Annotated in this window: 26 protein-coding genes; 4 read left to right on the top strand and 22 right to left on the bottom strand. The window is 63.3% G+C overall.

The window, feature by feature from the left end; genetic code table 11:
* Positions 1-162: 162 nt before the first annotated feature.
* Genes QY917_RS16595 through gspE form a run of 12 tightly spaced genes read right to left on the bottom strand, consistent with a single transcriptional unit; the run spans position 163 to position 11,566 of the window.
* Positions 163-582: a hypothetical protein gene (locus QY917_RS16595; RefSeq protein WP_123675239.1), complete on the bottom strand. Its 420-nt coding sequence runs from the start codon at positions 580-582 to the stop codon at positions 163-165.
* Between the two features lie 37 nt (positions 583-619).
* On the bottom strand, positions 620-3,052 hold the full coding sequence (gene gspD / locus QY917_RS16590; protein ID WP_123674938.1) for a type II secretion system secretin GspD: 2,433 nt from the start codon (positions 3,050-3,052) through the stop codon (positions 620-622).
* A gap of 52 nt (positions 3,053-3,104) precedes the next feature.
* Positions 3,105-3,779 (bottom strand): hypothetical protein, encoded by a 675-nt coding sequence (locus QY917_RS16585; protein WP_123674937.1) that lies wholly within the window; start codon positions 3,777-3,779, stop codon positions 3,105-3,107.
* Positions 3,776-4,300 carry a type II secretion system protein GspM gene (gene gspM / locus QY917_RS16580; RefSeq protein WP_302078002.1) on the bottom strand — a complete coding sequence of 175 codons (525 nt, stop codon included), beginning with the start codon at positions 4,298-4,300 and terminating at the stop codon, positions 3,776-3,778. The genes QY917_RS16585 and gspM overlap by 4 nt, the downstream gene beginning before the upstream one ends.
* A gap of 32 nt (positions 4,301-4,332) precedes the next feature.
* Positions 4,333-5,649 (bottom strand): PilN domain-containing protein, encoded by a 1,317-nt coding sequence (locus QY917_RS16575; protein ID WP_302078001.1) that lies wholly within the window; start codon positions 5,647-5,649, stop codon positions 4,333-4,335.
* A 6-nt stretch (positions 5,650-5,655) separates the two neighbouring features.
* Positions 5,656-6,474, bottom strand: a complete 819-nt coding sequence (locus QY917_RS16570) for a type II secretion system protein GspK (RefSeq protein WP_123674934.1) — start codon at positions 6,472-6,474, stop codon at positions 5,656-5,658.
* Between the two features lie 44 nt (positions 6,475-6,518).
* Positions 6,519-7,217: a prepilin-type N-terminal cleavage/methylation domain-containing protein gene (locus tag QY917_RS16565; protein ID WP_123674933.1), complete on the bottom strand. Its 699-nt coding sequence runs from the start codon at positions 7,215-7,217 to the stop codon at positions 6,519-6,521.
* Positions 7,214-7,618: a prepilin-type N-terminal cleavage/methylation domain-containing protein gene (locus tag QY917_RS16560; protein WP_123674932.1), complete on the bottom strand. Its 405-nt coding sequence runs from the start codon at positions 7,616-7,618 to the stop codon at positions 7,214-7,216. Before QY917_RS16560 ends, QY917_RS16565 begins: the two co-directional genes overlap by 4 nt.
* A complete protein-coding gene (locus QY917_RS16555; RefSeq protein ID WP_123674931.1) occupies positions 7,615-8,061 on the bottom strand; it encodes a type II secretion system protein in 447 nt (148 codons plus the stop codon). The genes QY917_RS16560 and QY917_RS16555 overlap by 4 nt, the downstream gene beginning before the upstream one ends.
* A 32-nt stretch (positions 8,062-8,093) precedes the next feature.
* Complete coding sequence (gspG, locus tag QY917_RS16550; protein ID WP_123674930.1) at positions 8,094-8,549, bottom strand: type II secretion system major pseudopilin GspG; 456 nt, start codon at positions 8,547-8,549, stop codon at positions 8,094-8,096.
* A gap of 28 nt (positions 8,550-8,577) precedes the next feature.
* On the bottom strand, positions 8,578-9,834 hold the full coding sequence (locus QY917_RS16545) for a type II secretion system F family protein (protein ID WP_123674929.1): 1,257 nt from the start codon (positions 9,832-9,834) through the stop codon (positions 8,578-8,580).
* A complete protein-coding gene (gene gspE / locus QY917_RS16540) occupies positions 9,827-11,566 on the bottom strand; it encodes a type II secretion system ATPase GspE (RefSeq protein ID WP_123674928.1) in 1,740 nt (579 codons plus the stop codon). The genes QY917_RS16545 and gspE overlap by 8 nt, the downstream gene beginning before the upstream one ends.
* A 152-nt stretch (positions 11,567-11,718) precedes the next feature.
* Here gspE and QY917_RS16535 point away from each other — a divergent pair, with 152 nt between their 5' ends.
* Positions 11,719-13,581 carry a hypothetical protein gene (locus tag QY917_RS16535; protein WP_123674927.1) on the top strand — a complete coding sequence of 621 codons (1,863 nt, stop codon included), beginning with the start codon at positions 11,719-11,721 and terminating at the stop codon, positions 13,579-13,581.
* 1 nt (position 13,582) lies between these two features.
* Here the strand turns inward: QY917_RS16535 and rfbC are convergent, their stop codons facing one another.
* Genes rfbC through rfbB form a run of 4 tightly spaced genes read right to left on the bottom strand, consistent with a single transcriptional unit; the run spans position 13,583 to position 16,990 of the window.
* The gene (rfbC, locus tag QY917_RS16530; protein ID WP_123674926.1) at positions 13,583-14,128 is read right to left on the bottom strand and encodes a dTDP-4-dehydrorhamnose 3,5-epimerase; all 546 of its coding nucleotides are present in this window, start codon (positions 14,126-14,128) and stop codon (positions 13,583-13,585) included.
* Positions 14,128-15,018, bottom strand: coding sequence for a glucose-1-phosphate thymidylyltransferase RfbA (rfbA, locus tag QY917_RS16525; RefSeq protein WP_123674925.1), 891 nt, complete (start codon positions 15,016-15,018; stop codon positions 14,128-14,130). Before rfbA ends, rfbC begins: the two co-directional genes overlap by 1 nt.
* A gap of 17 nt (positions 15,019-15,035) precedes the next feature.
* Positions 15,036-15,926 carry a dTDP-4-dehydrorhamnose reductase gene (gene rfbD / locus QY917_RS16520; RefSeq protein WP_123674924.1) on the bottom strand — a complete coding sequence of 297 codons (891 nt, stop codon included), beginning with the start codon at positions 15,924-15,926 and terminating at the stop codon, positions 15,036-15,038.
* A complete protein-coding gene (rfbB, locus tag QY917_RS16515; protein WP_088887692.1) occupies positions 15,923-16,990 on the bottom strand; it encodes a dTDP-glucose 4,6-dehydratase in 1,068 nt (355 codons plus the stop codon). Before rfbB ends, rfbD begins: the two co-directional genes overlap by 4 nt.
* Positions 16,991-17,178: 188 nt before the next feature.
* Between rfbB and QY917_RS16510 the strand changes: the two genes are divergently transcribed.
* Positions 17,179-17,652 carry a phasin family protein gene (locus tag QY917_RS16510; protein ID WP_123674923.1) on the top strand — a complete coding sequence of 158 codons (474 nt, stop codon included), beginning with the start codon at positions 17,179-17,181 and terminating at the stop codon, positions 17,650-17,652.
* Between the two features lie 92 nt (positions 17,653-17,744).
* The gene (locus QY917_RS16505; RefSeq protein ID WP_123674922.1) at positions 17,745-18,407 is read left to right on the top strand and encodes a TetR/AcrR family transcriptional regulator; all 663 of its coding nucleotides are present in this window, start codon (positions 17,745-17,747) and stop codon (positions 18,405-18,407) included.
* A 21-nt stretch (positions 18,408-18,428) separates the two neighbouring features.
* Here the strand turns inward: QY917_RS16505 and QY917_RS16500 are convergent, their stop codons facing one another.
* Positions 18,429-19,205 carry a type III pantothenate kinase gene (locus QY917_RS16500; RefSeq protein WP_011803993.1) on the bottom strand — a complete coding sequence of 259 codons (777 nt, stop codon included), beginning with the start codon at positions 19,203-19,205 and terminating at the stop codon, positions 18,429-18,431.
* A gap of 156 nt (positions 19,206-19,361) precedes the next feature.
* Between QY917_RS16500 and lysM the strand changes: the two genes are divergently transcribed.
* Positions 19,362-19,850, top strand: a complete 489-nt coding sequence (gene lysM, locus QY917_RS16495) for a peptidoglycan-binding protein LysM (RefSeq protein ID WP_047350082.1) — start codon at positions 19,362-19,364, stop codon at positions 19,848-19,850.
* A 94-nt stretch (positions 19,851-19,944) separates the two neighbouring features.
* Here lysM and QY917_RS16490 read toward each other — a convergent pair whose 3' ends face one another.
* The 5 genes from QY917_RS16490 to glyS all read right to left on the bottom strand — a co-directional run bounded on the left by QY917_RS16490 (position 19,945) and on the right by glyS (position 24,995).
* The gene (locus QY917_RS16490) at positions 19,945-20,385 is read right to left on the bottom strand and encodes a rhodanese-like domain-containing protein (protein WP_123675238.1); all 441 of its coding nucleotides are present in this window, start codon (positions 20,383-20,385) and stop codon (positions 19,945-19,947) included.
* A 38-nt stretch (positions 20,386-20,423) separates the two neighbouring features.
* On the bottom strand, positions 20,424-21,344 hold the full coding sequence (locus QY917_RS16485) for a M48 family metallopeptidase (RefSeq protein WP_123674921.1): 921 nt from the start codon (positions 21,342-21,344) through the stop codon (positions 20,424-20,426).
* 1 nt (position 21,345) lies between these two features.
* Positions 21,346-22,095: a 1-acyl-sn-glycerol-3-phosphate acyltransferase gene (locus QY917_RS16480; RefSeq protein WP_088887697.1), complete on the bottom strand. Its 750-nt coding sequence runs from the start codon at positions 22,093-22,095 to the stop codon at positions 21,346-21,348.
* Positions 22,096-22,172: 77 nt separating this feature from the next.
* Entirely contained in the window at positions 22,173-22,748 is a 576-nt protein-coding gene (gmhB, locus tag QY917_RS16475; RefSeq protein WP_012655568.1) for a D-glycero-beta-D-manno-heptose 1,7-bisphosphate 7-phosphatase, read from the bottom strand.
* Positions 22,749-22,832: 84 nt separating this feature from the next.
* Positions 22,833-24,995: a glycine--tRNA ligase subunit beta gene (glyS, locus tag QY917_RS16470; protein ID WP_088887698.1), complete on the bottom strand. Its 2,163-nt coding sequence runs from the start codon at positions 24,993-24,995 to the stop codon at positions 22,833-22,835.
* Positions 24,996-25,008 lie beyond the last annotated feature (13 nt).

Genomic DNA, 25,008 nt, shown 5'->3' with positions numbered 1-25,008 from the left:
AGCGCAACTACCACGATTGATTACGCTGGTTGATGGTAGCACAGCGCTTTGGGGACTCATCCAACAGATAGATCGTAAAAAATCTCTCTGTTGAAGAAACGCAACACCGATGTCAGAACGACTCTATGCAGCCTCCTCTGGCGCCCAAGAACTGGTGCTCCATTACAGCTCCTGGTGTCGCCACCACTGACCGTCCTCGAGCAGCCAGATCTCGTCCACGTACGTGGTTACTGTACCCACATTCATCCCCATCAAAGCAGGCGTAGCGGTGAGTTTTATGCGTACGGAGCACTTTTCCGGCTCGCAGGTCACCTTGTGTGCTTCCCCAGCATTCACGGCCGCCCCCAAACCGAACTGGCGACGAAACTGCTCTTGTGTGCGCAGCTTGCGATACGACGGTGTGGAGAGCTCGTAGGCCTTAGCGTAATCTGCTGCCGCCCTTGCCTTCCAATATTCGTTGGCACGACGTTCCACAATTTGCTCGGGTGAGCCAGCCAATGTTGCGCAGCCCGTCGCAAACAGCGAAAACGTAAAAACAACCGCAGCCATGCCCCAAGGGCGCTTGGGCGTTGACACACTCATGTGATCATCCTTCAACAACATAACGGAACACATTGATTCAATTGGGGGGTAAAGGTTGCACTACCGCAGAGGCAGCTTCGCCATTGGATTGTTTCTGCAACTGGTCTCGCATATCAACAGCGCGCAGCCCCTTCAGCCGATCGCGCAAGTCTTCACTTACCTCCCGAATGTCGATGTCGGTGCGAACGACACGCGGGGTGATCACAACGATCAATTCAGTGCGGTTGCCTATCTTGCTGTTCGTTCCAAACAGATTGCCCACGATAGGAATGTCCTGCAGCAGGGGCACCCCAGTTTTACCCGTCGTCGAGCTGTCCTTGATCAACCCCCCCAGCACAATCGCCTCTCCTGAACGGACGGCAACCTTGCTGCTGATCTGCCGCTGCATGAAGGCACGCTGACCGCTGACTTCGTCCTGCGCACCCACGTCAGTGACCGTCTGATCAATCTGCAATGAAACGATGTTGCCAGCGTTGACAGATGGAGTGACCATCAGGCTCACCCCCGTGTCCTTATATTGAATGGTACTGGTAGTGGCGCCCGTTGAGCTCTCCACATACCTCGTCTCGCTGGTCCTCACAGGCGTCTGGTCTCCGACGGCAATCGTCGCAGTGTGGTTGTCCAATACCATCAGAGATGGGTTAGAGATCATCTTCACCAACGACTTGGTCGCCAGCGCATTCAAAACTGCTTTGAGGCCGGCCGCATTGCGAAGCGTGTAAGAGAAACCCTGTCCTACGCCGCCCAACGCACCATCCTTCAGACCGCTAATGACACCTCGCCCGGAGTACCCCCCTCCCACCCCGCCGTTGAAGGCCCATTGCAGGCCATACTCCAAGTCATCTTTCAACGAAACTTCCACGATGCTCGCGTCGATCAGCACTTGGGTTGGCGGCAGATCGAGCCGCTTCAGTGTGGATTCGATCTTGGTGTATTCCGCCTTGGTGCTCCATACCAGCACGGAGTTGTTCAGTTCGTCTGCCATGACCCGTATCGAGCCCAGCCCACCAGCGACGCCACCCCCTTGGATCTGCGTGCCGCCAATCACGTTTCTGGCCCCGAAAGCGTTGTTGGCACTACTGAGCCCGGTGCTTCCCGTAAGTCCGCTGCCAAAGCCCCCCACCTGACCCGAGCCAAAGGCGCCGGTGGTGCCATAGGCATTACTGCGGCCGAAGCCACCGGTATTTCCAAACATGGCGCCGCCTCCCGCCTGCCCCGATGAACTGCCCATGGCATTGTTGAGTCCAGGAGCCACCCCACTGTTCGCCACAACAGGCGTACCACCGCCGCCAAATATGCCATTCAGCACGCTGGCCAGGTGCTTCGCATTTCCGTTCTGCACCTGATAGATATACAACTGAGGCTCCGCCCCGCCGTCACTGGGCTGATCCAATTTTTCTATCCAACGCCGCGCCTCTTCCAGATAGGAGGCACGGGGTGTCACCACCAGAATGCTGTTGAGGCGCTCAATGGGCATGATGCGCAGCGCACCAAACAGCGGATTTCCCTCGCCCAGCATGGCCTGGGCGCTTCCGGCTGTACCAGGCGCCGCACCGGCTGCACCCTGGGTACCCGCCGCAGCCCCCCCGACCACGCCCGAACCACCAGGCGCAGCAGTACCGCCGCTCACCAAGCGCAATGCCGTTTCTACCTCTTGGATCGAGGCATGTTTGAGAGGAAAGACACCCACCGACATGCCCTTGAGAAGATCGACATCAAAGGTGTTGATGATGTCCAGCCAGCCTTCTGCCTGAGTACGCGTGCCGGCAAGCACCAGCAGATTGCGCACATTGTCCACGCGCACGATGGCATCTGCTGACGCCATCGGGCGCAGAATGGATGCCATTTCGCCGGCCCCGATGTATTGCAGTGGAACCACAATGGCACCATAGCCTGGTGGTAGCGGCCCACCGCCGACTTGGCGGATCGCACCGCCGATGCCCTTGAGCGTATCCGGTCGCCCTACGTGATAGGTACCCCGCGCGTCTCTCAGGAGTGCAAGGCCGTTGGCCTGCAAAGCGCTTTCCAGCAGGAAAACTGCCTGATCGGGAGGTATGGGGGTCCGTGTCGCCAGCGTCACCGTTCCGCTGAGCGGCGGATGCAGCACATAGTCGGCTTTGAGAATGTCTCCCAGAATCGTACGTACTACCTCGGCTACGGGCGCTTCTTCAAAGCTGAAGGACAAGGGGGCACCTTCAACGCGTTGCACCGGTTTGGCGGGCGCTATCACACGGTCGTTACCACGGATGTAGCGCGGCTCAGTCGCCTTTGTGTCGGCAGCCTCCTCATTGGACCGGGTTTGAGCGGGCTTATCAACGCTATCAGCCTCAATAACGGAGCCTGTTGATGCGCTCGTCTGCGTTTTGGTTTGCGTGGCACCCGTCGAGCCAGGCACCATGGGCCCTTGTGCTGTAGCGATATGGCACACCGTCAGGGCGGCCACCGACAGAACATAGCGAGAGAGGGTCATATATCAAGGCCCGAGACTTTAGAAAGTTCAAAAAACACTAGCAACTAAACACCTACCGGCGACTACTGCGTCCGCCAAAAGATGCTCGCGGCGGTGTGGCCGCCCTGCCTGCCGGTTGGGAGGCGCCAGCGCTGTTGGCCTGTGGCGAACCACCTGGGTTCCCCGGCGCAACAGCGCGCTGTATCGCAGGCTGCGGCGATTGTGCAGATGCTGGTGCCGTCGCGAGACCTGTATAAGTGGTGACCGCAGCCCGAGGAAGCTGCAGAACACGGCTTTGCCCACCTCTAACAAAGGTCACATTGCGGCCCTGTATGGTTTTCAGCGTCCATCCGTCCACCGCTTCATTCAAGCGCGCACGGCGGTGCTTGCCGGCGATCTGAATGATGATGCCTCCTGCTCCTTCACCCACGAACACCCCCGACAGACGAGCTGTGCTCAGATTATCGGAAGGAGGCTCTTCCGCTGCTTGCGGCGGCGCAGGTGGCGGTGGCGGTTTGCGCGTAGCGGAAAACAGTGGGCGGTCCAACATGGCAATGAACTGGCTGGTGTCGGCGGGCGCCACTCCTGGCACCGCCGGAAGCATGGCGGCAAAATCCGTGGTATGAGGTACCGGCGGCTTCCAGTGCACATCACGCAGCGAGCCATCTGCATCGATCCACAGCCAGGCCAGAAGCAAAGCCAATCCGCCATTCAGTGCCAGCAGAATGTACAGCGCATACCGCTTCATGAGCGCTCCCTCAACACGCTGAGGCTGAATTGCGCAGACAGCTTAGGCGCAACTTTGGGATTCTGGTTGGCGATCCCGCCCTGTACTTGCACCTCCAGCTCATTGATCACGATGACCGGCAGCTGGCTGCTTAATACAGCCAACGCACTCTGCACCGCCAGCAGTTCTCCTTCAGTACGCAGCGTCAGGGGGATGCGATCAAATCCTTTCTCCTCCTTCGCCGGGAGCACCTGGCTGCTTATGACTTGCAGGCCCGCGGCGCTGAAGATGTCCCGCACACGCTGCTGTGCCGAATTGCCCGTCTGATTGGCATCCTGCGTCGAGGGGTACACGAATTGCGTACGGGCAGCGCTGGCTTTGGCCTTGACCGTTTCAATCTCGGCGCGCTGTGCCTCCAATCCCAACAGACGGGCGTAGCGCGGTTCCAGCTGCTCCAGTTGCTGCTGCGCCCACTGGTGCTTGCCCACAACATACCAGCCCAGCAATGCCACAGGCAGCATGATCAGGGCAAGGGTGCCCATCAGGATAGCAACCTCACGGGAGGAGACTCGCCTCATGGAGCACTCCCGCTCGCGGCAACCGCAGGCGAAGAAGCAGGCGCCACGCGGCCACCGCCAAATGAGGCCCGACCTCCCCCGAACGTTGCTCCTCCTGCACGCGTACCAGCGCCCGACGTCATAGGCGCTGCGGCTTTGGATGCTGGCGCAACAGCCGCAGACGCAGCCCCCGCCGGAGCGACTGCTGCGCTGGAGGGCATGACGGGCGACGGTGCCACAGATCCATTAGATTTTGCAAGAGAGTCCGCCGACGTTGCACCTGAAAGCGGCCTATCCACGACGCCAAATTGTTGCGGATCAAGCATGAACTCGATCACAAAATTCTCCTTTGTTGCTCCTCCCAGACGCGTGGCTGCGCTGGGGGCCTTCACGTCCCGTAATCCAGGTTGGTCACCCAGCAGTTGCATCAGCGCTGACGCATTGGCCGTGACCCCCACAAGCGTCACCTTCAGGCCTTGCAGTTTGAAGCTCTGCACGGCCGTATCGTCCGGCAGTACCTGCGTCAGACGATCGAGAACTTTCAGCGGTTCGATCCGCCCAGACAGCACTTCGGACAAAGCTCCGATCGTCTCAATGGACTGCATGAGCCCTTCGCGCTCCTTGACCAGCGGGGCGGTGCGCCGGACAGCGTCTTGATAGGCCGCTGCAGCCTCCAAAGCGCGCATGCGAAGTTGCAGCGTCGGCGTGATTGCAATCACGCTCAGCAGCACCATAGCCAGCGCCAGTAGGCTATAGCCCGCGTTACGTTGGCGCTTGATATACGCCTTTCGCAAACCTTCCCCATAGCCTTCCAGTACCGTCGGCGGAGAAGAGAGGTTGCGCACCCAGACTTCTGGCTCTGCAACTCCTTCCAGCCGGGAAGACTGGCTTTCAAGGTAGAGACCAATCTGCCTGCGCGAAGCAAGGGCCAGCTCCACTCGGTGTCCGCCCTGCGATGGGGTCTGCACCCTATACCCATAGACCAAATCTTGTGGCGCAAAAGGGCTGTTGGCCCTTGCCTCAAGTGCGACAGCACTCGCCACATCCGCCGCCGCCATGGCGGGCAAGATCATTTCCCGCCTCAGGACATACTCTTCCGGTAGTGCGACCGCCGTAAACCGAGCTGTCAAAAAGCCCGAGGACTGAGCGAATGAAGATTCGCCTCGCCATAGGGATTGCCCCTCCACCGGATGGAGCAGCACGACAGGAACTGCGGGCGTAAGCCAGGACAACAGCGGCCAGTCATGCATGCCCGACCATGTCTGGCGGATTTCACGCCATAGCGCATGAAGATCAATCCCCAGGAAACGGGCATCAGATGTGATGGATGGCATGGTGTCTTAGGAATTTTTTCGGCGCACAGGCTCGACACCGGAAGTAGTGCGGAAGGTATGCCATGGAGCGCCATCTTGCGTTCGGGCGCCAAAATCGACGCTGCGTGAAACGCGTACAACTGATCCATCGGCCATAGGCACCCGCGCCTGGATGCGCAATCGCCGCACAGTCACGCTATCAATGAAATTTGCATCCAGTGCGGAAGTATCCACTCCAACCTGGCCAGCCTCACGATTGGCGGCAATCTGTATCGCCGCGCCAGCATTTCCATTGGCAAGCACTGCCAGTACCTCAACAGGCGCGGCCATGGGATTGACTTTCCCTGAGCCACGCAAGTCCGCAGTGAGAAGCGCGGCGAGTCTAGCATAGAGGTCATAGTCCATCCCAGGCACCCGCAGCAGATCTTCCTCCGCCTCGAATCGCTGTGGAGTTCCCTTGGCATCTCTGCGTTCGCGTGCATCCACGATGGCCTGCGCAATGGCCTGCGCTGCTGCGGGGGGCATCCCTCCGCCGACGGACAACAGACGTTCCAACAGCGGAATTCCCGCCGAATTGATGTCGATGAGGCCATTCAGGGGCATCGCCTGGACCTGCATCGACACCCCTTTGTAAACAACGTTCGTTTGAACCAGCTGCACCACAGGCTTGTTGCCCGCCACTATCGCCTGCAGTACCACCTGAATGGCAGCATCCCCCAGAGCCTGCGCTTGCACATCCTGTCGCGCGAGTGACATCAGGCGTGCTTCTTCGCGGATCGAGCGGGTCAGTCCCGTTGCGATGATGCTGAGGGCTGCGACCATCCACAGCACGGAGACAAGCGCCATCCCGCGGGGATGCATATGCGCATGATGGAAACGCGCATTAGTCACTATCGCCGCCCCCCCCCAAATACGGCACCGCCTGAAGCCGGATCGCTGCCCGGCATGGTGCGCATGGCGACCACGAATTCCGGCCACGGGCCAGAAACAGTCTGCAGGGAGATAATGACCCGCTGGGGGAGCCGATCAACCACAGACCACTGCTGCGTCCACACGGGAGGCTCTTCGGAGAAGTCGCCATATTGCATAGATAAGGCCGTGACACCCGTTACCAATGCGTAGCTTGCAGCCTGGCCCCAGTTCGGCTGCACCGCAGCATCAACCCAAGGTACGTATTGCAACATCAGCGTCCGGGTGCCCCCCTCACCATCCATCAGCCCCAGGCGGAAATGGTAGCGCCCGCCTGCGCCATAGCGGGCGGGCATGACCCCCACCCAAACCATTTCTCCAGAGCTTCCTGAAAAGAAAAACGGGCTGGCGTCGGCCGCAACCATGGCCCCCATCTTCTGTGCAGAGATCCGCCCCAGAACGGAGCGTAGGAAACCATTAGCAACGCGCAGTTCATCTGTCCGGTGCAGTCGCGCATCGACACGCTCCTCGGTTTGTGCAGTCGTTCTGAGCGCGGAACCCAGCGCTAGCATGATCAGCGAAAGCAAGGAGATCACGATCAGTAGCTCCACCAGCGTGAATCCCCCTTGGGGCTCACGACGCGGCAGGCACTCGAACACGGAGATCCTGTCTGCGTTCATGGCCTTCGCCCCGGCTCCGGCGGCTTACGCTGGGGACGCAATGTGCTCAGTTCAAAACTTCGAGCCCTCCCCCCGTCCGACCACGTGACGACAATACTGATTTCGTGCAGCGGAGGCACGGTGGGGCCTTCGACCCCCGTGAGAAAGGGTGCCGACACCACACGCCATTGGTAGCCTGCGGATTCTCCCGTCTGGTTCCAGCCCCGCTCAGGCACTGCATCTCGCATGGCAAGTAGCGATTCCGCAAGAACCACTGCGCGTTGGTACCGATCTACGTCGCCAACGCTGCGCATGCTGCCCCCCATCGCCCGGTAGAGCATGCCAAGGGACAACGCCATGATGGCAAATGCCACTAGCAGTTCCAGCAGGGTAAGGCCCCGCTGCCGCCAAAGCGCCTTCATTGGAACAAGGCTTCCCGCGTTACGCGGCCCGAAAGCCAGTCGACCCGTAGCCGCGTACCCACGCCTGGAGCCCGCAGTACTTCTATGCTCCCGCCCGTTGCTCCACCACTGGGCAGGAAGCGGATGGAAGCCTGGCCTTGGGGACCGATCTCACGTCCCGCAACGATGGCCCTCACTTGCAATGACTCCGGTAAGGACTTGAGCGCGGCATCCACTCCATACATACGCTGACTCAGGTCCACGGAAAAACTAACCTCCCGACCTTCCGTCATGGCCGCCATCCGCGCTCCACGCATCTGGCTGAGCATGGTGCGCACGGCGTCACGGTACTGCGCAGCATCGCGAAGCCGGTCGAATGCCACAGGAACCAAACCGATAACGAGCGCCATGATGGCAATGACCACCAGCAACTCGACCAGCGTGAAACCGCGCGCGCGCCGCATGCGTCGTCGGGCAAGGGGAGAAACGCGGCCGCTTACTGCGCGTTGCGAATGTCGGCTGATTCGCCGTCTCCGCCCGGAGCACCGTCAGCCCCCAGGGAGAGTATCTCAATGCCACCATTGGGACCTGGGTTCGCGTAGCGATAGGGATGGCCCCATGGGTCGGAGGGTACGCCGCCCTTGAGATAGGGGCCCGTCCAGCCATTGGTCGAACCTGGCCGCTTGACCAGCGCTTCTAGTCCTTCTTCCGTAGTGGGGTAACGCCCCACATCCAGCTTGAAAAGTTCCAGCGACTTGTCGAGGTCGGCGATCTGCACGGCAGCCGTCTTCGATTTGGCTCCACCTAATTGGTTGAGCACCCGGGGCCCCACCAAACCGGCCAGCAGCGTAAGGATGGCCAGGACAACCAGCAGTTCGATCAGCGTAAAGCCGCTTGCAGACTTGCGGGACTTCAGCACGTCGGCAGTGCGGCATGCATGAGGTTGGTCCATGAAGGAAGACTCCTTGGAGAAACGAAAATTATACGGCGAGGTCATTGATAGACAGTATCCCCAACAGGATAGAAACGATGATGGCGGCAATCAATACGCCCAGGACGAGGATGAGCACAGGCTCGACCAGCGTAAGCAATCGTTTGATGCCCGTTTCCACTTCCCGGTTCAATATATTGGACAGTTCGAGCATCATGGGGCCTATGCGTCCAGTTTCCTCACCGACGCGGATGAGATTGATCGCCAAAGGTTCGAAGATGCCAGCGGCGGAGATCGCCTGAACCACTTTCCCGCCCTCTTTCACGATAGGCACCACCTTCGCCAGGGCTTGCTGCAAGATGACGTTACTTACCGTCTCGGTAGCAATATGTAATGCCGTCAGCAGGGGGACTCCATTACCCAGCAGGGTTCCGAGCGACCGGGAAAACAATGTGAGCTGGTATTTCAGCGCCAGTGGCCCCATGAGCGGCATTTTGAGCAATCGCGCCTGCCACCAGTTCCGCCCGGCCGGCGAACGAAACCAGCGTGCAAGGAGTGAACCCAGCCCAAACAGCGCTACGGCGATGAGAAGCCCATAGCTCTTGAACGCATGGCCCAGCGCCATTACCCATTGTGTTGGTAACGGCAAGGCATCGCCCATGTCCGTAAACAGCTTCTCAAACTGTGGCACCACGAAACCCAACATGGCGATAAGCGACAGTACCGCAACCCCCAACAAGATAGCAGGGTAAATGGTGGCGGAGATAACGCTGTCACGCAGCGCGCGCTGTCGCTCCATATGCTCGACAAGGCGATCGAGCACGGCAGACATCTGGCCGCTGACCTCGCCGGAGCGCACCATATTGATGTAGAAATCACTGAATAGAGCCCGATGCTCGGCTAGTGCTCGCGATAAGGGAGTGCCACCTTTCACGCCATCCAGGACGCCCTGCACAAGCATGGCGACGCTGGGTTTGTGGCTCATATCGACGAGTACACGCAGCGCGTTGTCCAGCGCCAGGCCAGCGCGCAGCATGATGGCCAGTTCGGACGTAAGTGCCAGCACATCGGCGGCATTGACTGGGCCCTTGATTTGGCGAGCTTTATCGTGTCCCAGCAACGCCGTACCCGTAGCGCCCTTGTTCACAGCGGCGCCTACAGTGATCGTATGAGCCTCTTCCATGCGCAGCGGCGTCAGCCCTTGTTCCCTCAACTGTCGCAGGGCAACCGCACCATTAGGCGCAGACAAACGCCCTTCCTCAACCTTGCCGGCTGCCGTGGCAGCCCTCCACACAAAATCAGGCATCGGACTGGTCCTGCGTCACGCGCGCCAGCTCATCCAACGAGGTGACGCCCCCTGCAACCTTGCGCAGTCCATCCTCATGCAAGCTCAGCATCCCGCTCTGCGATGCGAGCGCATGCAATGCATTGGCATCGCGGCCATCAATGATGGCTCGGCGCATCGGCTCGTCGAGCACAAACAATTCGTGGATGCCGGTGCGCCCCCGGTATCCCGTTTGGCGGCATTGATCACAGCCCACAGCGCGATAAATCGGGCGGCCCACTTCGGAAAAGCGCGATAAGCCCGAGCTTTCGCGAACGTGTTGACCAGGCTCATAGGGCTCCTTGCAGTGGCTGCACAACGTGCGCACCAAACGCTGGGCCAACACGCCATTGACAGAAGAGGTAATGAGGTAACTCTCGACGCCCATGTCCTGCATGCGGACCACGGCACCCGCCGCGGTATTGGTATGCAGGGTGGAGAGCACCAAGTGTCCCGTCAGTGCCGACTGCACGGCAATTTGCGCGGTTTCGCCGTCGCGCATTTCACCAATCATGATGATGTCAGGGTCCTGACGCAAAATTGAGCGCAGGGCATTAGCGAAGGTCAGGTTGATCTGGGGATGCACCTGTATCTGGTTGATGCCTTCAAGCTGATACTCAACCGGGTCCTCCACGGTGATGATCTTGTTGGCCTCCGAGTCGATCTTCGACAGCGCTGCGTACAGCGTGGTGGTCTTCCCAGAGCCGGTCGGCCCCGTTACAAGAAGAATACCGTGGGGCCGCGCCAGCAGTTCATTGAAGCGTGAGAGCGTATCCGGGGCAAAGCCCATAGTGTCGAGATTGAGGCGCACGCTGGCCCGATCCAACACCCGCATCACGACGCTTTCGCCGTGCACAGTGGGAACAGTGGAAACACGCAAGTCCAGCTCGCGTCCCTTCACGCGGGTTTTGATGCGCCCATCTTGTGGCAAACGGCGCTCGGCAATATCCAGATGTGCGAGCAATTTGACGCGCGAACTGACGGCGGCCGACAGGCGCGGCGGTACCAGTTCGCCACGATGGATCACCCCGTCCACCCGGTAACGCACATGCAAGCCGTCATCGAAGGGTTCCAGGTGAATATCCGATGCACGCAGATCGGTGACGCGGCCGATGATGCTGTTGACCAGTCGAATGACAGGCGCTTCGCTGGCCAGATCCTTGAGGTGCTCGACAAAATCGCCACCGTCAGCGCCATCACCAAAAAAGCCGTCGTCGTCCTCGTCCTGCGCTTCTTCGATGGGCTCTGCCAACGCCTTCTCGATGGCGCTCTCCAGAGCCAGATGCGGCACAACTTCCCGGCCGGTGGCGAGATGCAGGGCCTTGACGACAAAGGGATCCTGCGGCGTGGCCATGGCCACATGCAACGCTCCATCGCGCAGCGCCAGCGGAAACACATGGTTGGCCTGCAGGAAAGAAGGCAGCAGGCCCTCCACCTCGGGCATTAGTTCGGGAAAATCGTCCGCAGCAACGAAGGGAATGTCCAGTTGCCGAGAAAGGGCCTGAGCCACATCGATCTCGGACACCAATCCCAAGCGCACCAGCACCCGTCCCAGCAGCCCACCCATTTCCTGCTGAGCCAGCAGGGCGCGTTCAATGTCGCGGGCACTGACTTTGCCCTCCTGGACAAGTAATTCGCCCAACCTGGGACGCAGGGTCAATACCGTCTCCGCCGACACTGGGTCAGTGGTCTCTGTTACAGATGGAGTCGTCATGGGAAACAATGGGGCAAGCTTTGAAGTGTAGCCTGCGAGGCTCCTCGACCCTCTTCTGTATTCCTTATCTCAGCCACGGCAGAGGTTCATGACTGTCTTACAGTGACGCCCCATACCTGCGTCCGCAAGACCACCATAGTTCCATGCATCCGATGTCCAGTTCCCTCCACCGTTTAGCATTCTGCGCAGCCGGCCTCGCCGTCGCTGCATTGGGCATAGCGGGGGCGCTGTGGTTCCAGGAGACGGCGCAGTCGTCAGGCAAGGCGCGCGCCATGTTTCTGGCCCCCATGGTCGGAGTGATCGATGCCTGCATTGAACAGCCGCCTGCGCGTGGCACGGTGCCTGCCTCGCTGGCACGACGCTGCGTCGCTGAAGAAGGCTCTGCTGGCGCGCTGGTAGAGGCATCCCTGCAATCCCTCTCACAAGCGGGAGCGCGAGCGACGAAATATGAAGTGGGCTACACGCTGCCAATTCCCTTGCTGAAACTGTTCCGGCAAGAGCCGACAGGCTGGGCAATTGACGATGCCATGGTGCAACGCCTGGTGAATACGGTGCGCGACGTACAGCGCCCGGTGATCATGTATTTATTCTCGACGCACTTCGAGGCACACGCCCCCATAGAGAACGAACTGGCGGGCGATGAGGCGAACATGGCACAGACCCGTGACGGTGCTCTCGGCACTGACAGCTACTACGACGACCATATCTATAACTGGAGCTTCGTTAGCACGCGCAATACCCTCACTGCACGTCGAGTTCAGGCTGTGCAGGCTGTGCTCAATGCAACGTGCCGGCTACCGGAACAAGACAGGGCAAAAATTCGCGGTGTGACGCTACTCGGCGAGTTGCACCATTTATTTCCGAACTTCCAGTCTGGCATGGGATTTGATGCCCCTTATCGCATCACCGACTACTCCTCGGCATCCGTACAAGGCTTTCGCGAATACCTGGCCCAGCGATTTCGCCGGATTGACCGGCTCAACCGGTTCCTGGGAAGTGACTATGCATCTTTCGACGATGTACACCCCCCATCCAAGGACATACGGACCGAACCGCTGAAACGCTTCACCGAACACATTGACGCCTTCGCACACGGCAGTCTGCCGATCTCTGGCTGGGCGCATGTGAGCAACAGGGCATCCGACTACACACCTCGAGTCCGTGTGTATCTCAATGGGGAGCTGCTTGGTCAGGCTTTTGTTGAACTGGGCCGTCAGGACGTGCTGGCGGCACGGCCTGAGTTGGGTGATGCCAATACCGGTTGGCGCCTGGACCTGGACTTTCGCAGGCTAACACCAGGCATGCACACGCTGAACCTGTTTCTGGAGAGCCGCCCCGGCCAGTTGGTCTCCATGGGCGCACGCCAGATCGCCGTCATGGATCGGCACCAGAGCACTCCGCAAGACCAGCCGCAGCAACCTCTCCCTTGGACTGCGCCTTCCCGCACTGCGCAGAACGCCACATTTCATATTGACTTTCCACGCGACCGTGCCGCGTTCTACTACAACCCCCTGGTTCCACTGTGGCACACGTTCCGTGCACAGCAGGTCACACGTTATCTCGCCTTCTTTGATGAACTCGTAGGTGAATCCTGCTTGGCTCCCGTGCCGCGCTACACACACCAGATCATTCCATTCACCAACCCCAGTTGGGACGCGACGCGCTTCGCTATCCAGGACTCGCTGCGCCCTCACGGCTCCATGCGGCTAGGGGTGAGCCTGTATGGCGAGCCGACCTACGGACGGTCCTTTGCCCATTGGCTGCGCCGCTCAGGCCAGTCGCGCTATGGCATCACAGAGTTCCACCCCCTCAAGGCTTTGGACCCCCAGGGGCTTGCCCAAGTTTTTGATACGCATGCGCAACAGGGCGCGGAGTTTCTGTCGTTCTTCCTCGAACCGGAATGGGAGGGGGAACGCGTGCCCCGGGGCCACAACATCTTTTCGTTCGATCCCCTGAACCCCCAGTTCGGTTCGGATGTACTCTACCGGTCGACGCAAGAGGCCTTGCGCCGATAGTTCAGACGAACACCTCCGCCGCAGCAAGCGTCAGCCCCTGCGTATCCTTGGCCGACAACCTGGGCTCGCCTTCATACGGCCAGCGGATCGCCAACTGCGGATCGTTCCACGCAATGCACCGCTCATGCTCGGGTGCGTAGTAGTCCGTCGTCTTGTACAGGAAGTCCGCGCTTTCGCTGAGCACCACAAAGCCATGTGCGAAGCCCGGCGGTACCCACAACTGGTGCTGGTTGTCCTCGGACAGTTCTGCCCCCACCCATTGCCCGAAGGTCGGTGAGCTCTTGCGGATGTCCACTGCCACATCCCACACCTTGCCCCGCGCCACACGCACCAGTTTGCCCTGTGGCTGCTGGATCTGGTAATGCAGACCACGCAGCACGCCCTGGCTGGAGCGGCTGTGGTTGTCTTGCACGAATTGGTGGTTTGTGCCCGTGGCCTCGTTGAAGGTCTTCTGGTTGAAGCTCTCGAAGAAGAATCCCCGCGCGTCGCCGAACACTTTGGGCTCGATCAGCACGACGTCCGGGATAGCCAGTCGCGTTGCCTTCATCAGTACACCGTCTCTTTCAGCAGTCGTTGCAGGTACTGGCCATAGCCGTTCTTGGCCAGCGGCTGGGCCAGTCGCTCCAGCCGGTCAGCGTCGATCCAGCCGTTGCGCCAGGCGATTTCCTCGGGGCAGGCAATCTTCAAGCCCTGGCGCTGCTCCAGCGTGGCAATGAATTGGCTGGCGTCCAGCAGGCTGTCGTGCGTGCCGGTGTCTAGCCAAGCGTAGCCGCGGCCCATGATCTCGACGCTCAATTGGCCTTGCTCCAGGTACAGGCGGTTGAGGTCGGTGATTTCCAGCTCGCCGCGCGGGCTGGGCTGGAGCCCCTTGGCCAGTTCGACCACCTGGCTGTCATAGAAGTACAGGCCCGTGACGGCGTAGCTGGACTTAGGCTTCTGGGGTTTTTCCTCCAGGCTCAGCACTTTGCCGCTGGCATCGAATTCGGCCACGCCATAGCGCTCGGGATCGTGCACGTGGTAGGCAAAGACGCTGGCCCCTTGCGGGCGGGCCATGGCATTGGCCAGCAGTTCGTGGAAGTCGTGGCCGTAGAAGATGTTGTCGCCCAGCACCAGCGCGCTGGGGCTGCCGGCCAGGAAGTCTTCACCGATCAGGAAGGCCTGGGCAAGCCCGTCGGGGCTGGGCTGCACGGCGTATTGCAATTGCAGGCCCCACTGGCTGCCGTCTCCCAGCAGCTGTTCAAAGCGCGGCGTGTCCTGCGGGGTGCTGATGATGAGGATCTCGCGGATGCCCGCCAGCATCAGCGTGCTCAGCGGGTAGTAGATCATGGGCTTGTCATACACCGGCAGCAGTTGCTTGCTGATGGCAAGCGTTGCCGGGTGCAGGCGGGTGCCGGAGCCGCCGGCCAGGATGATGCCCTTGCGCGTGGGTGTCGTCATTGCAATGGGGGGGTCGGTCAGAGGATTTCGGTGAGCATGCGCGCCACGCCCTGCTGCCAATGCGGCAGCACCAAGCCGAAGGTGGTTTGCAGCCGGGTGGTGTCCAAGCGCGAGTTGTGCGGGCGCCGCGCCGGCGTAGGAAAGGCGCTGGTGGGCACGGGCGCCACCTCGGTTGCTTTCAATTCAATAGCTGGCCGCGCTTGCCTGGCATGCTCCAGAACGTATTTAGCATAAGAGTGCCAAGTGGTCTCGCCGCTGGCCACGCAGTGGTACAGGCCGCCGTCCCCGGGGCGGCTTTGCAGATGGCGGACGGCATGTGCCGTCACGTCGGCCAGCAGGTCAGCCCCCGTGGGCGCACCCCATTGGTCGTCGATGACGGTGAGGCGCTCGCGCTCGCTGCCTAAGCGGAGCATGGTCTTGGCAAAGTTGCCGCCGCGTGCGGCATAGACCCAGCTGGTGCGCAGGATGAGGTGGTGGCACCCTGTCTGCTGGATGTGCTGTTCGCCCTCCAGCTTGGTGGCGCCATAGACTGACAGCGGAGCCGGCGCATCGGTTTCCACCCAAGGCCGCGTGCCGCTGCCGTCGAACACGTAGTCGGTGCTGTAGTGAACCAGCCAGGCCCCCAGGCGCGCAGCTTCTTCTGCCAGCACGCCGGGCGTGGTGGCATTGAGCAGCCGGGCAATCTCGGGTTCGCTCTCGGCCTTGTCCACGGCAGTGTGGGCGGCGGCGTTGACGATGACGTCAGGCCGCAGGGCGCGCACGGTCTCGCGCACGCCTTCCGGGTTGGCAAAGTCGCCGCAGTGCTCGGTGCTGTCGTGGTCCAGCGCGGTGACCCGGCCCAGCACGGCCAGGCTGCGCTGCAGTTCCCAGCCCACCTGGCCGCTCTTGCCCAGCAAGAGGATGTTCATGCCGCAGCGCCTTCGTATTGCTTTTGCACCCACTCGCGATAGGCACCGCTTTGCACCTGGGCCACCCATTCGGGGTGGTCCAGGTACCACTGCACGGTCTTGCGGATGCCGGTCTCAAAGGTTTCCGCGGGCTTCCAGCCCAGTTCGCGCTCGAGCTTGCGTGCGTCGATGGCGTAGCGGCGGTCGTGGCCAGGGCGGTCGGTAACGTAGGTGATCTGGGTTGTGTAGCTCTGGCCGTCGCTGCGCGGGCGCAACTCGTCCAGCAGGGCGCACACGGTGTTGACGATGTCGATGTTGGGCTTTTCGTTCCAGCCGCCTACGTTGTAGGTCTCGCCCAGCCGGCCCGCCTGCAGCACGCGCCGGATGGCGCTGCAATGGTCCTTGACGTACAGCCAGTCCCGGATCTGCATGCCGTCGCCATACACGGGCAGGCTTTTGCCTGCCAGGGCGTTGACGATCATCAGCGGGATGAGCTTTTCCGGAAAGTGCATCGGGCCGTAGTTGTTGCTGCAGTTGGTGGTGAGTACCGGCAGGCCGTAGGTGTGGTGCCAGGCCCGTACCAGGTGGTCACTGGCCGCCTTGCTGGCGGAGTACGGGCTGTTGGGCTCGTAGTTGTGCTCTTCGGTGAAGGCCGCAGCAGCCGGCGCCAGACTGCCATAGACTTCGTCGGTACTCACGTGCAGGAAGCGGAATGCTTCTTTTTGTGTAGCTGGCAGCGCTTGCCAGTAGTGCCTGACGGCCTCCAAAAGCCTGAAGGTGCCGACGACGTTGGTCTGGATGAAGTCCTCGGGGCCGTGGATGGAGCGGTCTACGTGGGATTCGGCGGCGAAGTTGATCACGGCGCGTGGCTGGTGCTCGGCCAGCAGGCGATCCAGCAGCGCGCGGTCACCGATGTCGCCCTGCACGAACACGTGACGGCCATCGCCCTGCAGGCTGTCCAGGTTGTGCAGGTTGCCCGCGTAGGTGAGCTTGTCCAGGTTCACCACCGGCTCGTCACCGACAGCCAGCCAGTCGAGCACAAAGTTGGCGCCAATGAAGCCTGCGCCGCCTGTTACCAGAATCATGGGTGGAAATCCTTCGCCAGAACCGTCTGCAGACCGGACTGCCTGCGGGGACAAAGCCTTGGATTATCCCATCGGCATGCACATGCCTGTAACAAACTCCCGTGACGGGATTTAGGGCGCTGCACCTACATGCGCACGCTGGAGGGCGCCCACAATCACCACTCAGGTCAATGCACAAGGAGTCTCTTATGCCCCACGTTCCTCCCGATGACGACACCGACCCCGCGCGCGAATTCCCACGCATGGCCCGGGAGTCCGCACAGCAAATCTGGCTGGCTGGCCTGGGCGCCTTTGCCAAGGCCCAGGCCGAGGGCGGCAAGGTCTTTGAGGCCCTGGTGCGCGAGGGCATGGCACTGCAGCGCAAAACCCAGGACACCGCCCAGGAGCATTGGGGCGAGGCCGCGCAGCGCATGGGGCAGATGGCCTCGGGACTGGGCGAGCGCGCCGCCGGCCAGTGGGACCGGCTGGAGGGCATCTTCGAGGAGCGCGTGTCCAAAGCCCTGCAGCGCCTCGGCGTACCCACCGCGCAGGAAGTGCAGGCCCTGCACGAGCGCATCGACGCGCTCACGCAGGAATTGCAAGCGTTGCAGGAGCGCCAAGCCGACCGCGATGGCGTGACAACCGCGCCGCCGCCGTCGCGCCCCTCCACCCACGAGGGTTGAACGACCCTCCGCATCAACCCGACTGTGCACCCGCGGGCGACTGGAGTAGATTTCCGGAGCACGACAACGCCCCCGATGGGAGGAGACAGCCCATGGCGAAGAAAGCTCCCCGCCGCACCGCCGAGCGCATCCTGGAGTCCAGCCTGGCGCTGTTCAACCGCTTTGGCGAGCCCAACGTCTCCACCACGGCCATCGCCGCGGACCTGCACATCAGCGCTGGCAACCTCTATTACCACTACCCTGCCAAGGACGAGATCGTTAACGCGCTCTTCGCGCGCTACGACGAGGCGCTGAGCGGCCTGCTGCACGCGGGTGCGGACGTGCAGGACGTGGAGGACGCGTGGTTCTTCATGCACACGCTGTTCGAGTTGATCTGGCAGTACCGCTTCTTCTACCGCGACCTGAACAACCTGCTGTCGTGCAACCGCCGGCTGGAAGAGCAGTTCCCCGTGCTGCTACAAGCCAAGACCGCCGCCATGCACGATCTGCTGCAGGCACTGCGGCGCCGTGGCGCCTTGCAGATGGAACCGGCGGACGCCATGCAGCCTACCGCGACCAGCATGGTGGTGGTGCTGACCTACTGGCTCAGCTTCGAGTATGTACGCGCCCCGCGCCAGGCGCTGGAACCCGAGAGCGCGCAGGCTGCGCTGCTGCACGGCGCGCGGCATGTGTTGGGACTGCTCATGCCCTATCTGGAGCCCACCCAGCGTGCGCACCTGGCGCGGCTGGTCGGGGCCTACGACCAGGCCACTTAACACCCGCGCTGGCGGGCCGTGTCAGGCCGGCAGCTCGGCAAACCGGCGCGCCGCGATCTCCAGCAGGCCGTCAAAGATCAGGTTTTCCACCAACTCGAACGGGCGCGTCATGCTTGGCGCCATCTTCCAGCCCGCGCCACCGGTCATCATGCAGGCGGGTTCCTGCCCGCAGTGCTGCCGCAGGTGCTGGTACATGCGCTCCACCGCGCCGGCAATGGCATAGGTGCCGCCGCTGGTCAGCGCATCGCTGGTGTTGGATGGGAACAGGCGCACCTCGCCCGTGGGCACGTGCAGCCCCGCGGTGCCGGACTCCAGCGCGCGCAGCATGATGCCGTGGCCGGGCAGGATCAGGCCGCCCAGGAAGCGACCCTCCGCGTCCAGGGCCTCCACCGTCACGGCGGTGCCCACCATCACCACGATCAGCGGCCGCGCGGGCCCCTGGGCCAGCAGGCGGTGGCGCGCACCGATCATGGCCACCCAGCGGTCCGCGCCCAGGCGGGTGGGATGGTCGTAGCCGTTGATGACGCCGGCTTCCTGCGCCGACGGCACCACCCAGCGCGCGGGCACGTCCCACAGCTCCATCTGCTCGGCCACGCGGCGCTTGACCGCGTCGCCCGCCACCACGCAACCCAGCATATGCCGGGGCGCAGGCAGGTGGGACCACGGGCCCTCGGCCAGGCGTTCGATATGGTCCAGGAATTCAGCGCCATGGGCCAGCAGGCCGGCACCAGGCTGCGCTGCGTCGAATAACGCCCACTTGAGACGGGTGTTGCCCACGTCGATGGCCAGGAAAGTCATGGCGCGGATTATCCGTTTTTTGCCTTTGCCTCCCGCAGAGCGCCGCAAATGCACGCGCTGCCGCCGGCGCGGGCGTTTTTCCGACATGGCGGTGCCGGACAGTACGGCTATAGTGGTCCCGACCGTTTCTGCAACCCCCAAGAAGGAGAGAAAGCCATGGGTCTTTTCAGTTTCATCAAGGAAGCCGGCGAGAAGCTGTTTGGCGGCAAGGACGCGCAGGCTTCCACAGCTGCCGCGCCCACGCAGGCCGAGCTCAACGACAAGGCAGGCAAGGCGATCGAGGCCTACATCGCGTCGCAGAACCTGGGCGTGAGCGACGTGCAGGTCCACTTCGAAGGCCCCGAGGGCAAGGTGACGGTGAAGGGCACCGCACCTACGCAGGCGGCCAAGGAAAAGGTCACCCTGTGCTGCGGCAACGTGGCCAGCGTGACCAGCGTGGACAACCAGATGAGCGTGACCAACCCCGAGCCCGAAGCGCAGTACCACGACGTGGTGCGCGGCGACACGCTGAGCGCGATCGCCAAGAAGTTCTATGGCGACGCCAACAAGTACCCGGTGATCTTCGAAGCCAACAAGCCCATGCTGACCCACCCCGACAAGATCTACCCCGGCCAGAAGCTGCGCATTCCACCGCTGGCCAAGTAAGCCCCCGCAATCTCAAGCCAAAACGGCTGCCAGCGCTTGCACATCAAGCGCTGGCAGCTATTTTTTTGAGAGCAAAAAAACTTCAGCAATCCGCTCAGCCCTGCCGCCACGGCAGGCCGCGAAAGCGCCAGCCGCTGCGCCGGTTGCGCTGGCCGTTCTCGTCCGGCTCACCCTCGAAGCCTTCCAGGATGTTGTAGGCCTTGATGCCCAGCTCGGTCGCGCGCCGCGCCGCGGCCACCGAGCGCACGCCGCTGCGGCACAGCAGCACCGCCGTGCCGCCGGGCGGCACTGCCGCGCGCAGCTGTGCGTCGAAATCGGCATTGGGTTGCATGCCGGGCCATTGCTTCCAGGCCGCGGCCACGGCGCCGGGCACGAGGCCCACCCAGTCGCGCTCGGCATCGGTGCGCACGTCCACCAGCACCGCCTGGCCGGCGCGCACCCATTGCCACGCCAGCGGCGGGCTCACGTCGCCGGCGTAGCCCTCGGCGGGCAGGGGTTGCTCAGAAGCGTGGAGGTCAGGCGTGGGCGTGTTCATGGCGGCCATTCTGGCAGACCATGGCCGCCGCGCGCCCATCAGTCCCAGGGCGGCGCCGGCTGCTCGCGCAGGCTGCGGCGCAGCGCGGCGTAGTCGGGCACCACGGTGGCCACGGTGTCCCAGAAGCGCGGGCTGTGGTCCATCACGCGCAGGTGCGACAGCTCGTGCGCGACCACGTAGTCGATGATGGCCGGGCGGTAGTGCATGAGCCGCCAGTTCAGCCGGATGGAGCCGTCGGCCCGCGCGCTGCCCCAGCGGGTGTTGGCGCTGGACAGGCGCAGCCGCGTCCAGCGCACATCCAGCAGCGGCGCGAAGTGGTGCAGCCGCTCGGTGAAGCAGCGGCGCGCATCGCGCATCAGCCAGGCCTGCACCGCGTCGCGCACCTGGGCGGGCGCGGCGCTGCGCGCCAGGGCGATGCGCAGCGCGCGACCGGTTGCGCCGCCCTGCTCCTCGAGCGCTCCACCGCGCGCGGCGAAGCCGTGCGTGGGGTCCAGCACCACGGTGAGCGGCTCGCCCAGGTAAGGCAGCACGGCGCCGTCGCCCCAGACGATGCGCGCGCGCTCTTCCTGCTGGCGGCGCGCCTGCTGCTCGCCAAGCTTGCGCAGGATCCACGGCGCCTTGTCGCGCAGCGCGGCATCCACGCACGCCAGCGTGACCCAGGAGGGCGCGCGCACGGACAGGCCTTCGGGCCCCACGGTGAAGCCGATGGAGCGCCGGCGCGCACGCTGCAGCGCATAGGCCACCACCGCGTCGCCCAGCAGCACCTCGCGGCTGGCCGCCGGGTGGCGGAACACGGCGGGCGTGAGCAGATCGCCCAGCGGTGGCGCTGGCGCTACCAATAAAGGAGCATCTGGCGCTTGCTGGACGGGCGCTATCGCCCGTTTCGGCTGTGGCACCCCGGAATCCGGGCTGCTCCCGCCGCCCAGGAAGTCCAGCGCCAGCTGCACCAACCGCTGCATGTCAGCCGGCGGCGGGGGGGTAGGCGTCGGGGTCCAGGCGGCGCATCTCGCCCTCGATCCAGGCCTCGACCTCGCGCATCAGCTCGTCAGGCTTGCGCCCCTCGGTGGGGATGGGCCGGCCGACGGACACGTGCACCACCCCCGGGCGCTTGATGAAGGCCTTGCGTGGCCAGACCGTGGCCGAGGTCACGGCGATCGGCACCACGGGCACGCCGGCGTCGATGGCCAGGCGCGTGCCGCCGCTCTTGTAGTCGCCCTTGGCGCCGCGTTCCGTGCGCGTGCCCTCGGGGAACATGATGACCCAGGTGCCCTTGGACAGCAGGCGGCGGCCCTGCTGCAGCACCTTGGCAAAGGCGCGGGCGCGCTGGCCACGGTCGATGTGGATCATGTCCAGGCTGCCGATGGACCAGCCGAAGAACGGCACGGAAAGCAGTTCCTTCTTGAACACGTAGGCCAGCGGGTGCGGCATGATCGCCGGCATCAGGAAGGTCTCGTAGGTGGACTGGTGCTTGACCAGCAGCACCGCGCCCTGCTGCTCGCCCTGGGGCAGGTGCTCCATGCCGGTGATCTGCGTGCGGATGCCCAGCAGCCAGCGCGCCGAGTCGATGCACAGCTTCAGCCAGGCGCGCGCCACGCGGTAGCGCGCCGCCGGGCTGCCGCCCAGCACACGTACCAGCAGGATGCCCAGGGTGTAGGGGACTACGGTGACGACCATCACCAGCAGATGAAGAATGGAGCGGATCAGTGCCATGAAGCAGTTTTCAGTGTTTTTGGCTTCTAGCGCCCATGCAGTAAGCGCCAGCAGCTATCAATTCAATAGTTTTCGCATCACAGGGCCACGGGCAGGCTGGCGCCGTTCTGCGGGGCGATGAAATCCGCCAGCGCGCCCAGGCTGGCATGGGCGCGCGTGCCGGCGGGCCAGCCGGGCGGCAGGCTCTGGCGCGGGTCCAGGTGGGCCGAGCGACCGGTGCAGACCATGTGCAGTTGCGCGCCCAGCTCGCTCGCCGCCTGCAGGTGGGCCGCACTGCTGCCCGCCACCAAAATTTCCTGCCCCTCCGCGCCGTAGCGATCGCGGATCTGCTCCATCAGGCCCGGAGCGGGCTTGCGGCAGTGGCATTGCTCGCTCTCGGTGTGGGGGCAGTAGAACACCGCGTCGATGCGCCCACCCAGCGTAGCCAGCTGCCGGTGCATCTTCGCGTGGATGGCCACCAGGGTCTGCGCATCGAAGAGGCCGCGGCCCAGGCCCGGCTGGTTGGTGGCCACAACCACATGCCAGCCCGCGTGGTTCAGCCGCGCCACGGCCTCCAGCGCGCCAGGCACCGGCACCCATTCGTCGGGCGAGGCGATGAAGCCATCGCCCAGCGCGTTGAGCGTTCCGTCTCGGTCCAGGATGGCGAGTTTCATGGCGCGATTATCAAAGCAACGCTGCCGCGCCGCCCGCGTCCGCCGTCACCGGCGTAACGGTCCAGGCCCCACAGCCGCGCACGGTCACACCGCCAGGCGCGAGAGGTCGGCCACGCGGTTCATCGCCATGTGCAGCTTCTTGAGCAGGCCCTGGCGGTTCAGGCGCAACGCCAGTTCCTCGGCATTGACCATCACGTCGTCGAAGAACGCGTCCACGGGCGCGCGCAGCACGGCCAGGGTTTGCAGGCTGGCGGTGTAGTCGCCGCTGTCGAACTGGGCGTTGGCCTCGGGCACGAAGCGCTGCAGCGCGGCGTACAGGTCCTTCTCGGCGGGCTCCTGCAGCAGTTCCTCATTCACGTGCGGATCCACCTCGCCGGCCTTCTTGAGGATGTTGGTCACGCGCTTGTTGGCCGCGGCCAGCGCGGGCGCCTGCTCCAGCGTGGCGAATGCACGCACGGCCTCGATCTGCCGGGGCACCAGCGCCAGGCGCTGCGGACGCAGGGCAATCACGGCGTCCACCTCCTGGGCGCTGTAGCCCTGCTCGCGCAGGGAGCCAGCCAGGCGGTCGTAGATGAAGTCGGCCAACTGGGCGCTGGTGTCCTCGATCTTGTCGCCGAAGGCCGGCACCGCGCTGGCCAGCAGCGCATCCAGATCCAGCGGCAACTCCTTCTCGACCAGCATGCGGATCACGCCCAGCGCATGGCGGCGCAGCGCAAACGGGTCGCGGTCGCCCGTGGGCAGGTTGCCGATGCCGAACATGCCCACCAGCGTCTCCAGCTTGTCGGCCAGCGCAACGACCACGCCCACGTTCTCGCGCGGCAGCGCGTCGCCGGCAAAGCGCGGCTTGTAATGGTCCTCGATGGCGTGCGCCACCTCGTCGGGCAGGCCGTCGCTCACCGCGTAGTAGCCGCCCATGATGCCCTGCAGCTCGGGGAACTCGCCCACCATGTCGGTGACCAGGTCGGTCTTGGCCAGCAGCGCGGCGTTGTCCACGCAGGTCAGCAGATAGTCCTGGGCGATCTCGCCTTCCTGGGAGTCCAGCGCCGCGTTGCCTTGCGCAAGCGCCGTGAACAGCTGCGTGGCGATGGCCTTGGCGATATGGCGCACGCGCTCCACGCGTTCGCCCTGCGTGCCCAGCTTGTTGTGGTAGACCACCTTGGCCAGCTGGTCCACGCGGCTGACCAGGGTCTTCTTGCGGTCCTGGTCGAAGAAGAACTTGGCGTCCGCCAGGCGCGGGCGCACCACGCGCTCGTTGCCCTGGATGACGGCGCTGGCGTCCTGCGGGCTGATGTTGCTCACCACCAGGAACTGGTGGGTGAGCTTGCCCTCGGCATCCAGCAGCGGGAAGTACTTCTGGTTGGCCTTCATGGTGAGAATCAGGCACTCCTGCGGCACGGCGAGGAACTCCTTCTCGAATTCGCAGACCAGCACGTTGGGGCGCTCGACCAGCGCCGTCACCTCGTCCAGCAGGGCGGCGTCTTCGATCGGCTGCATGCCACCGCCTACACGGTCGGCGGCCGCCTGCAACTGGCGCGCGATCTCGGCGCGGCGCTCGGCAAAGCTAGCAATCACCGCGCCTTCGCTGCGCAGTTGTTCGGCATAGCTGTCGGCGCTCTGGATCACGACCGGGTCCACGGAGGCCTCGAAGCGGTGGCCGTGCGTGGTGTTGCCGGCCGTCAGGCCCAGGGCCTGCACGCCCACCAGCACCTCGCTGCCATGCAGCGCCACCAGGCCGTGCGCCGGGCGCACGAAATGCACGCTGGTCCAACCGTCCTGCAGCTGGTAGCGCATCACCTTCGGGATCGGCAGCTTGGCAATGGCTTCGTCCAGCGCCTTCTGCAGGCCGTCGGCCAGCAGCGCGCCCTTGGCCATGCTTTCAAAGAACAGCACCTCGGCCTTGCCATCGTGCACGCGCTTGAGCTGCGGCACGCTGGCGGCGTCGGCGCCCAGCGCGGTCAGCTTCTTGAGCAGCGCCGGCGTGGGCTGGCCGCTCGCGTCCAGACCCACGGCCACGGGCATGAGCTTTTGCGACACCGCCTTGTCGGCCGCGGCGGGCAGCACTTCGGTGATGTGCGCCGCCAGCCGGCGCGGCGAGGCAAAGGCGGTGAGCTGCGAGTGTGCCGAGGTCAGGCCCTGCGCCTGCAGTTGCTCCAGCAACACGCCCGCAAAGGCATCGCCGAGCTTTTGCAGGGCCTTGGGGGGCAGTTCTTCGACAAACAGTTCGACAAGAAGATTCTGGTGATTCATGGTGTGTTTCTCG

This window comes from Diaphorobacter sp. C33, from assembly GCF_030503915.1.
GTDB lineage: Bacteria > Pseudomonadota > Gammaproteobacteria > Burkholderiales > Burkholderiaceae_C > Diaphorobacter > Diaphorobacter nitroreducens.
The sequence above is the reverse complement of the archived record's forward strand: the minus strand, read 5'-3'. Positions and strand labels throughout refer to the sequence as shown.

Coding starts and splice junctions, on each gene's coding strand:
- QY917_RS16505 (WP_123674922.1), top strand. CDS start 17,745: ATGGCGAAGAAAGCTCCCCGCCGCACCGCCGAGCGCATCCTGGAGTCC.
- QY917_RS16570 (WP_123674934.1), bottom strand. CDS start 6,474: ATGGCGCTTGTCTCCGTGCTGTGGATGGTCGCAGCCCTCAGCATCATC.
- gspE (WP_123674928.1), bottom strand. CDS start 11,566: ATGACGACTCCATCTGTAACAGAGACCACTGACCCAGTGTCGGCGGAG.
- gmhB (WP_012655568.1), bottom strand. CDS start 22,748: ATGAAACTCGCCATCCTGGACCGAGACGGAACGCTCAACGCGCTGGGC.
- rfbC (WP_123674926.1), bottom strand. CDS start 14,128: ATGAAGGCAACGCGACTGGCTATCCCGGACGTCGTGCTGATCGAGCCC.
- QY917_RS16560 (WP_123674932.1), bottom strand. CDS start 7,618: ATGAAGGCGCTTTGGCGGCAGCGGGGCCTTACCCTGCTGGAACTGCTA.
- QY917_RS16575 (WP_302078001.1), bottom strand. CDS start 5,649: ATGCCATCCATCACATCTGATGCCCGTTTCCTGGGGATTGATCTTCAT.
- QY917_RS16585 (WP_123674937.1), bottom strand. CDS start 3,779: ATGAAGCGGTATGCGCTGTACATTCTGCTGGCACTGAATGGCGGATTG.
- glyS (WP_088887698.1), bottom strand. CDS start 24,995: ATGAATCACCAGAATCTTCTTGTCGAACTGTTTGTCGAAGAACTGCCC.
- QY917_RS16545 (WP_123674929.1), bottom strand. CDS start 9,834: ATGCCTGATTTTGTGTGGAGGGCTGCCACGGCAGCCGGCAAGGTTGAG.
- QY917_RS16595 (WP_123675239.1), bottom strand. CDS start 582: ATGAGTGTGTCAACGCCCAAGCGCCCTTGGGGCATGGCTGCGGTTGTT.
- gspM (WP_302078002.1), bottom strand. CDS start 4,300: ATGGGCACCCTTGCCCTGATCATGCTGCCTGTGGCATTGCTGGGCTGG.
- QY917_RS16480 (WP_088887697.1), bottom strand. CDS start 22,095: ATGGCACTGATCCGCTCCATTCTTCATCTGCTGGTGATGGTCGTCACC.
- QY917_RS16535 (WP_123674927.1), top strand. CDS start 11,719: ATGTCCAGTTCCCTCCACCGTTTAGCATTCTGCGCAGCCGGCCTCGCC.
- QY917_RS16565 (WP_123674933.1), bottom strand. CDS start 7,217: ATGAACGCAGACAGGATCTCCGTGTTCGAGTGCCTGCCGCGTCGTGAG.
- rfbB (WP_088887692.1), bottom strand. CDS start 16,990: ATGATTCTGGTAACAGGCGGCGCAGGCTTCATTGGCGCCAACTTTGTG.
- gspG (WP_123674930.1), bottom strand. CDS start 8,549: ATGGACCAACCTCATGCATGCCGCACTGCCGACGTGCTGAAGTCCCGC.
- QY917_RS16500 (WP_011803993.1), bottom strand. CDS start 19,205: ATGACTTTCCTGGCCATCGACGTGGGCAACACCCGTCTCAAGTGGGCG.
- rfbD (WP_123674924.1), bottom strand. CDS start 15,926: ATGAACATCCTCTTGCTGGGCAAGAGCGGCCAGGTGGGCTGGGAACTG.
- rfbA (WP_123674925.1), bottom strand. CDS start 15,018: ATGACGACACCCACGCGCAAGGGCATCATCCTGGCCGGCGGCTCCGGC.
- QY917_RS16510 (WP_123674923.1), top strand. CDS start 17,179: ATGCCCCACGTTCCTCCCGATGACGACACCGACCCCGCGCGCGAATTC.
- QY917_RS16555 (WP_123674931.1), bottom strand. CDS start 8,061: ATGCGGCGCGCGCGCGGTTTCACGCTGGTCGAGTTGCTGGTGGTCATT.
- QY917_RS16485 (WP_123674921.1), bottom strand. CDS start 21,344: ATGCAGCGGTTGGTGCAGCTGGCGCTGGACTTCCTGGGCGGCGGGAGC.
- lysM (WP_047350082.1), top strand. CDS start 19,362: ATGGGTCTTTTCAGTTTCATCAAGGAAGCCGGCGAGAAGCTGTTTGGC.
- QY917_RS16490 (WP_123675238.1), bottom strand. CDS start 20,385: ATGAACACGCCCACGCCTGACCTCCACGCTTCTGAGCAACCCCTGCCC.
- gspD (WP_123674938.1), bottom strand. CDS start 3,052: ATGACCCTCTCTCGCTATGTTCTGTCGGTGGCCGCCCTGACGGTGTGC.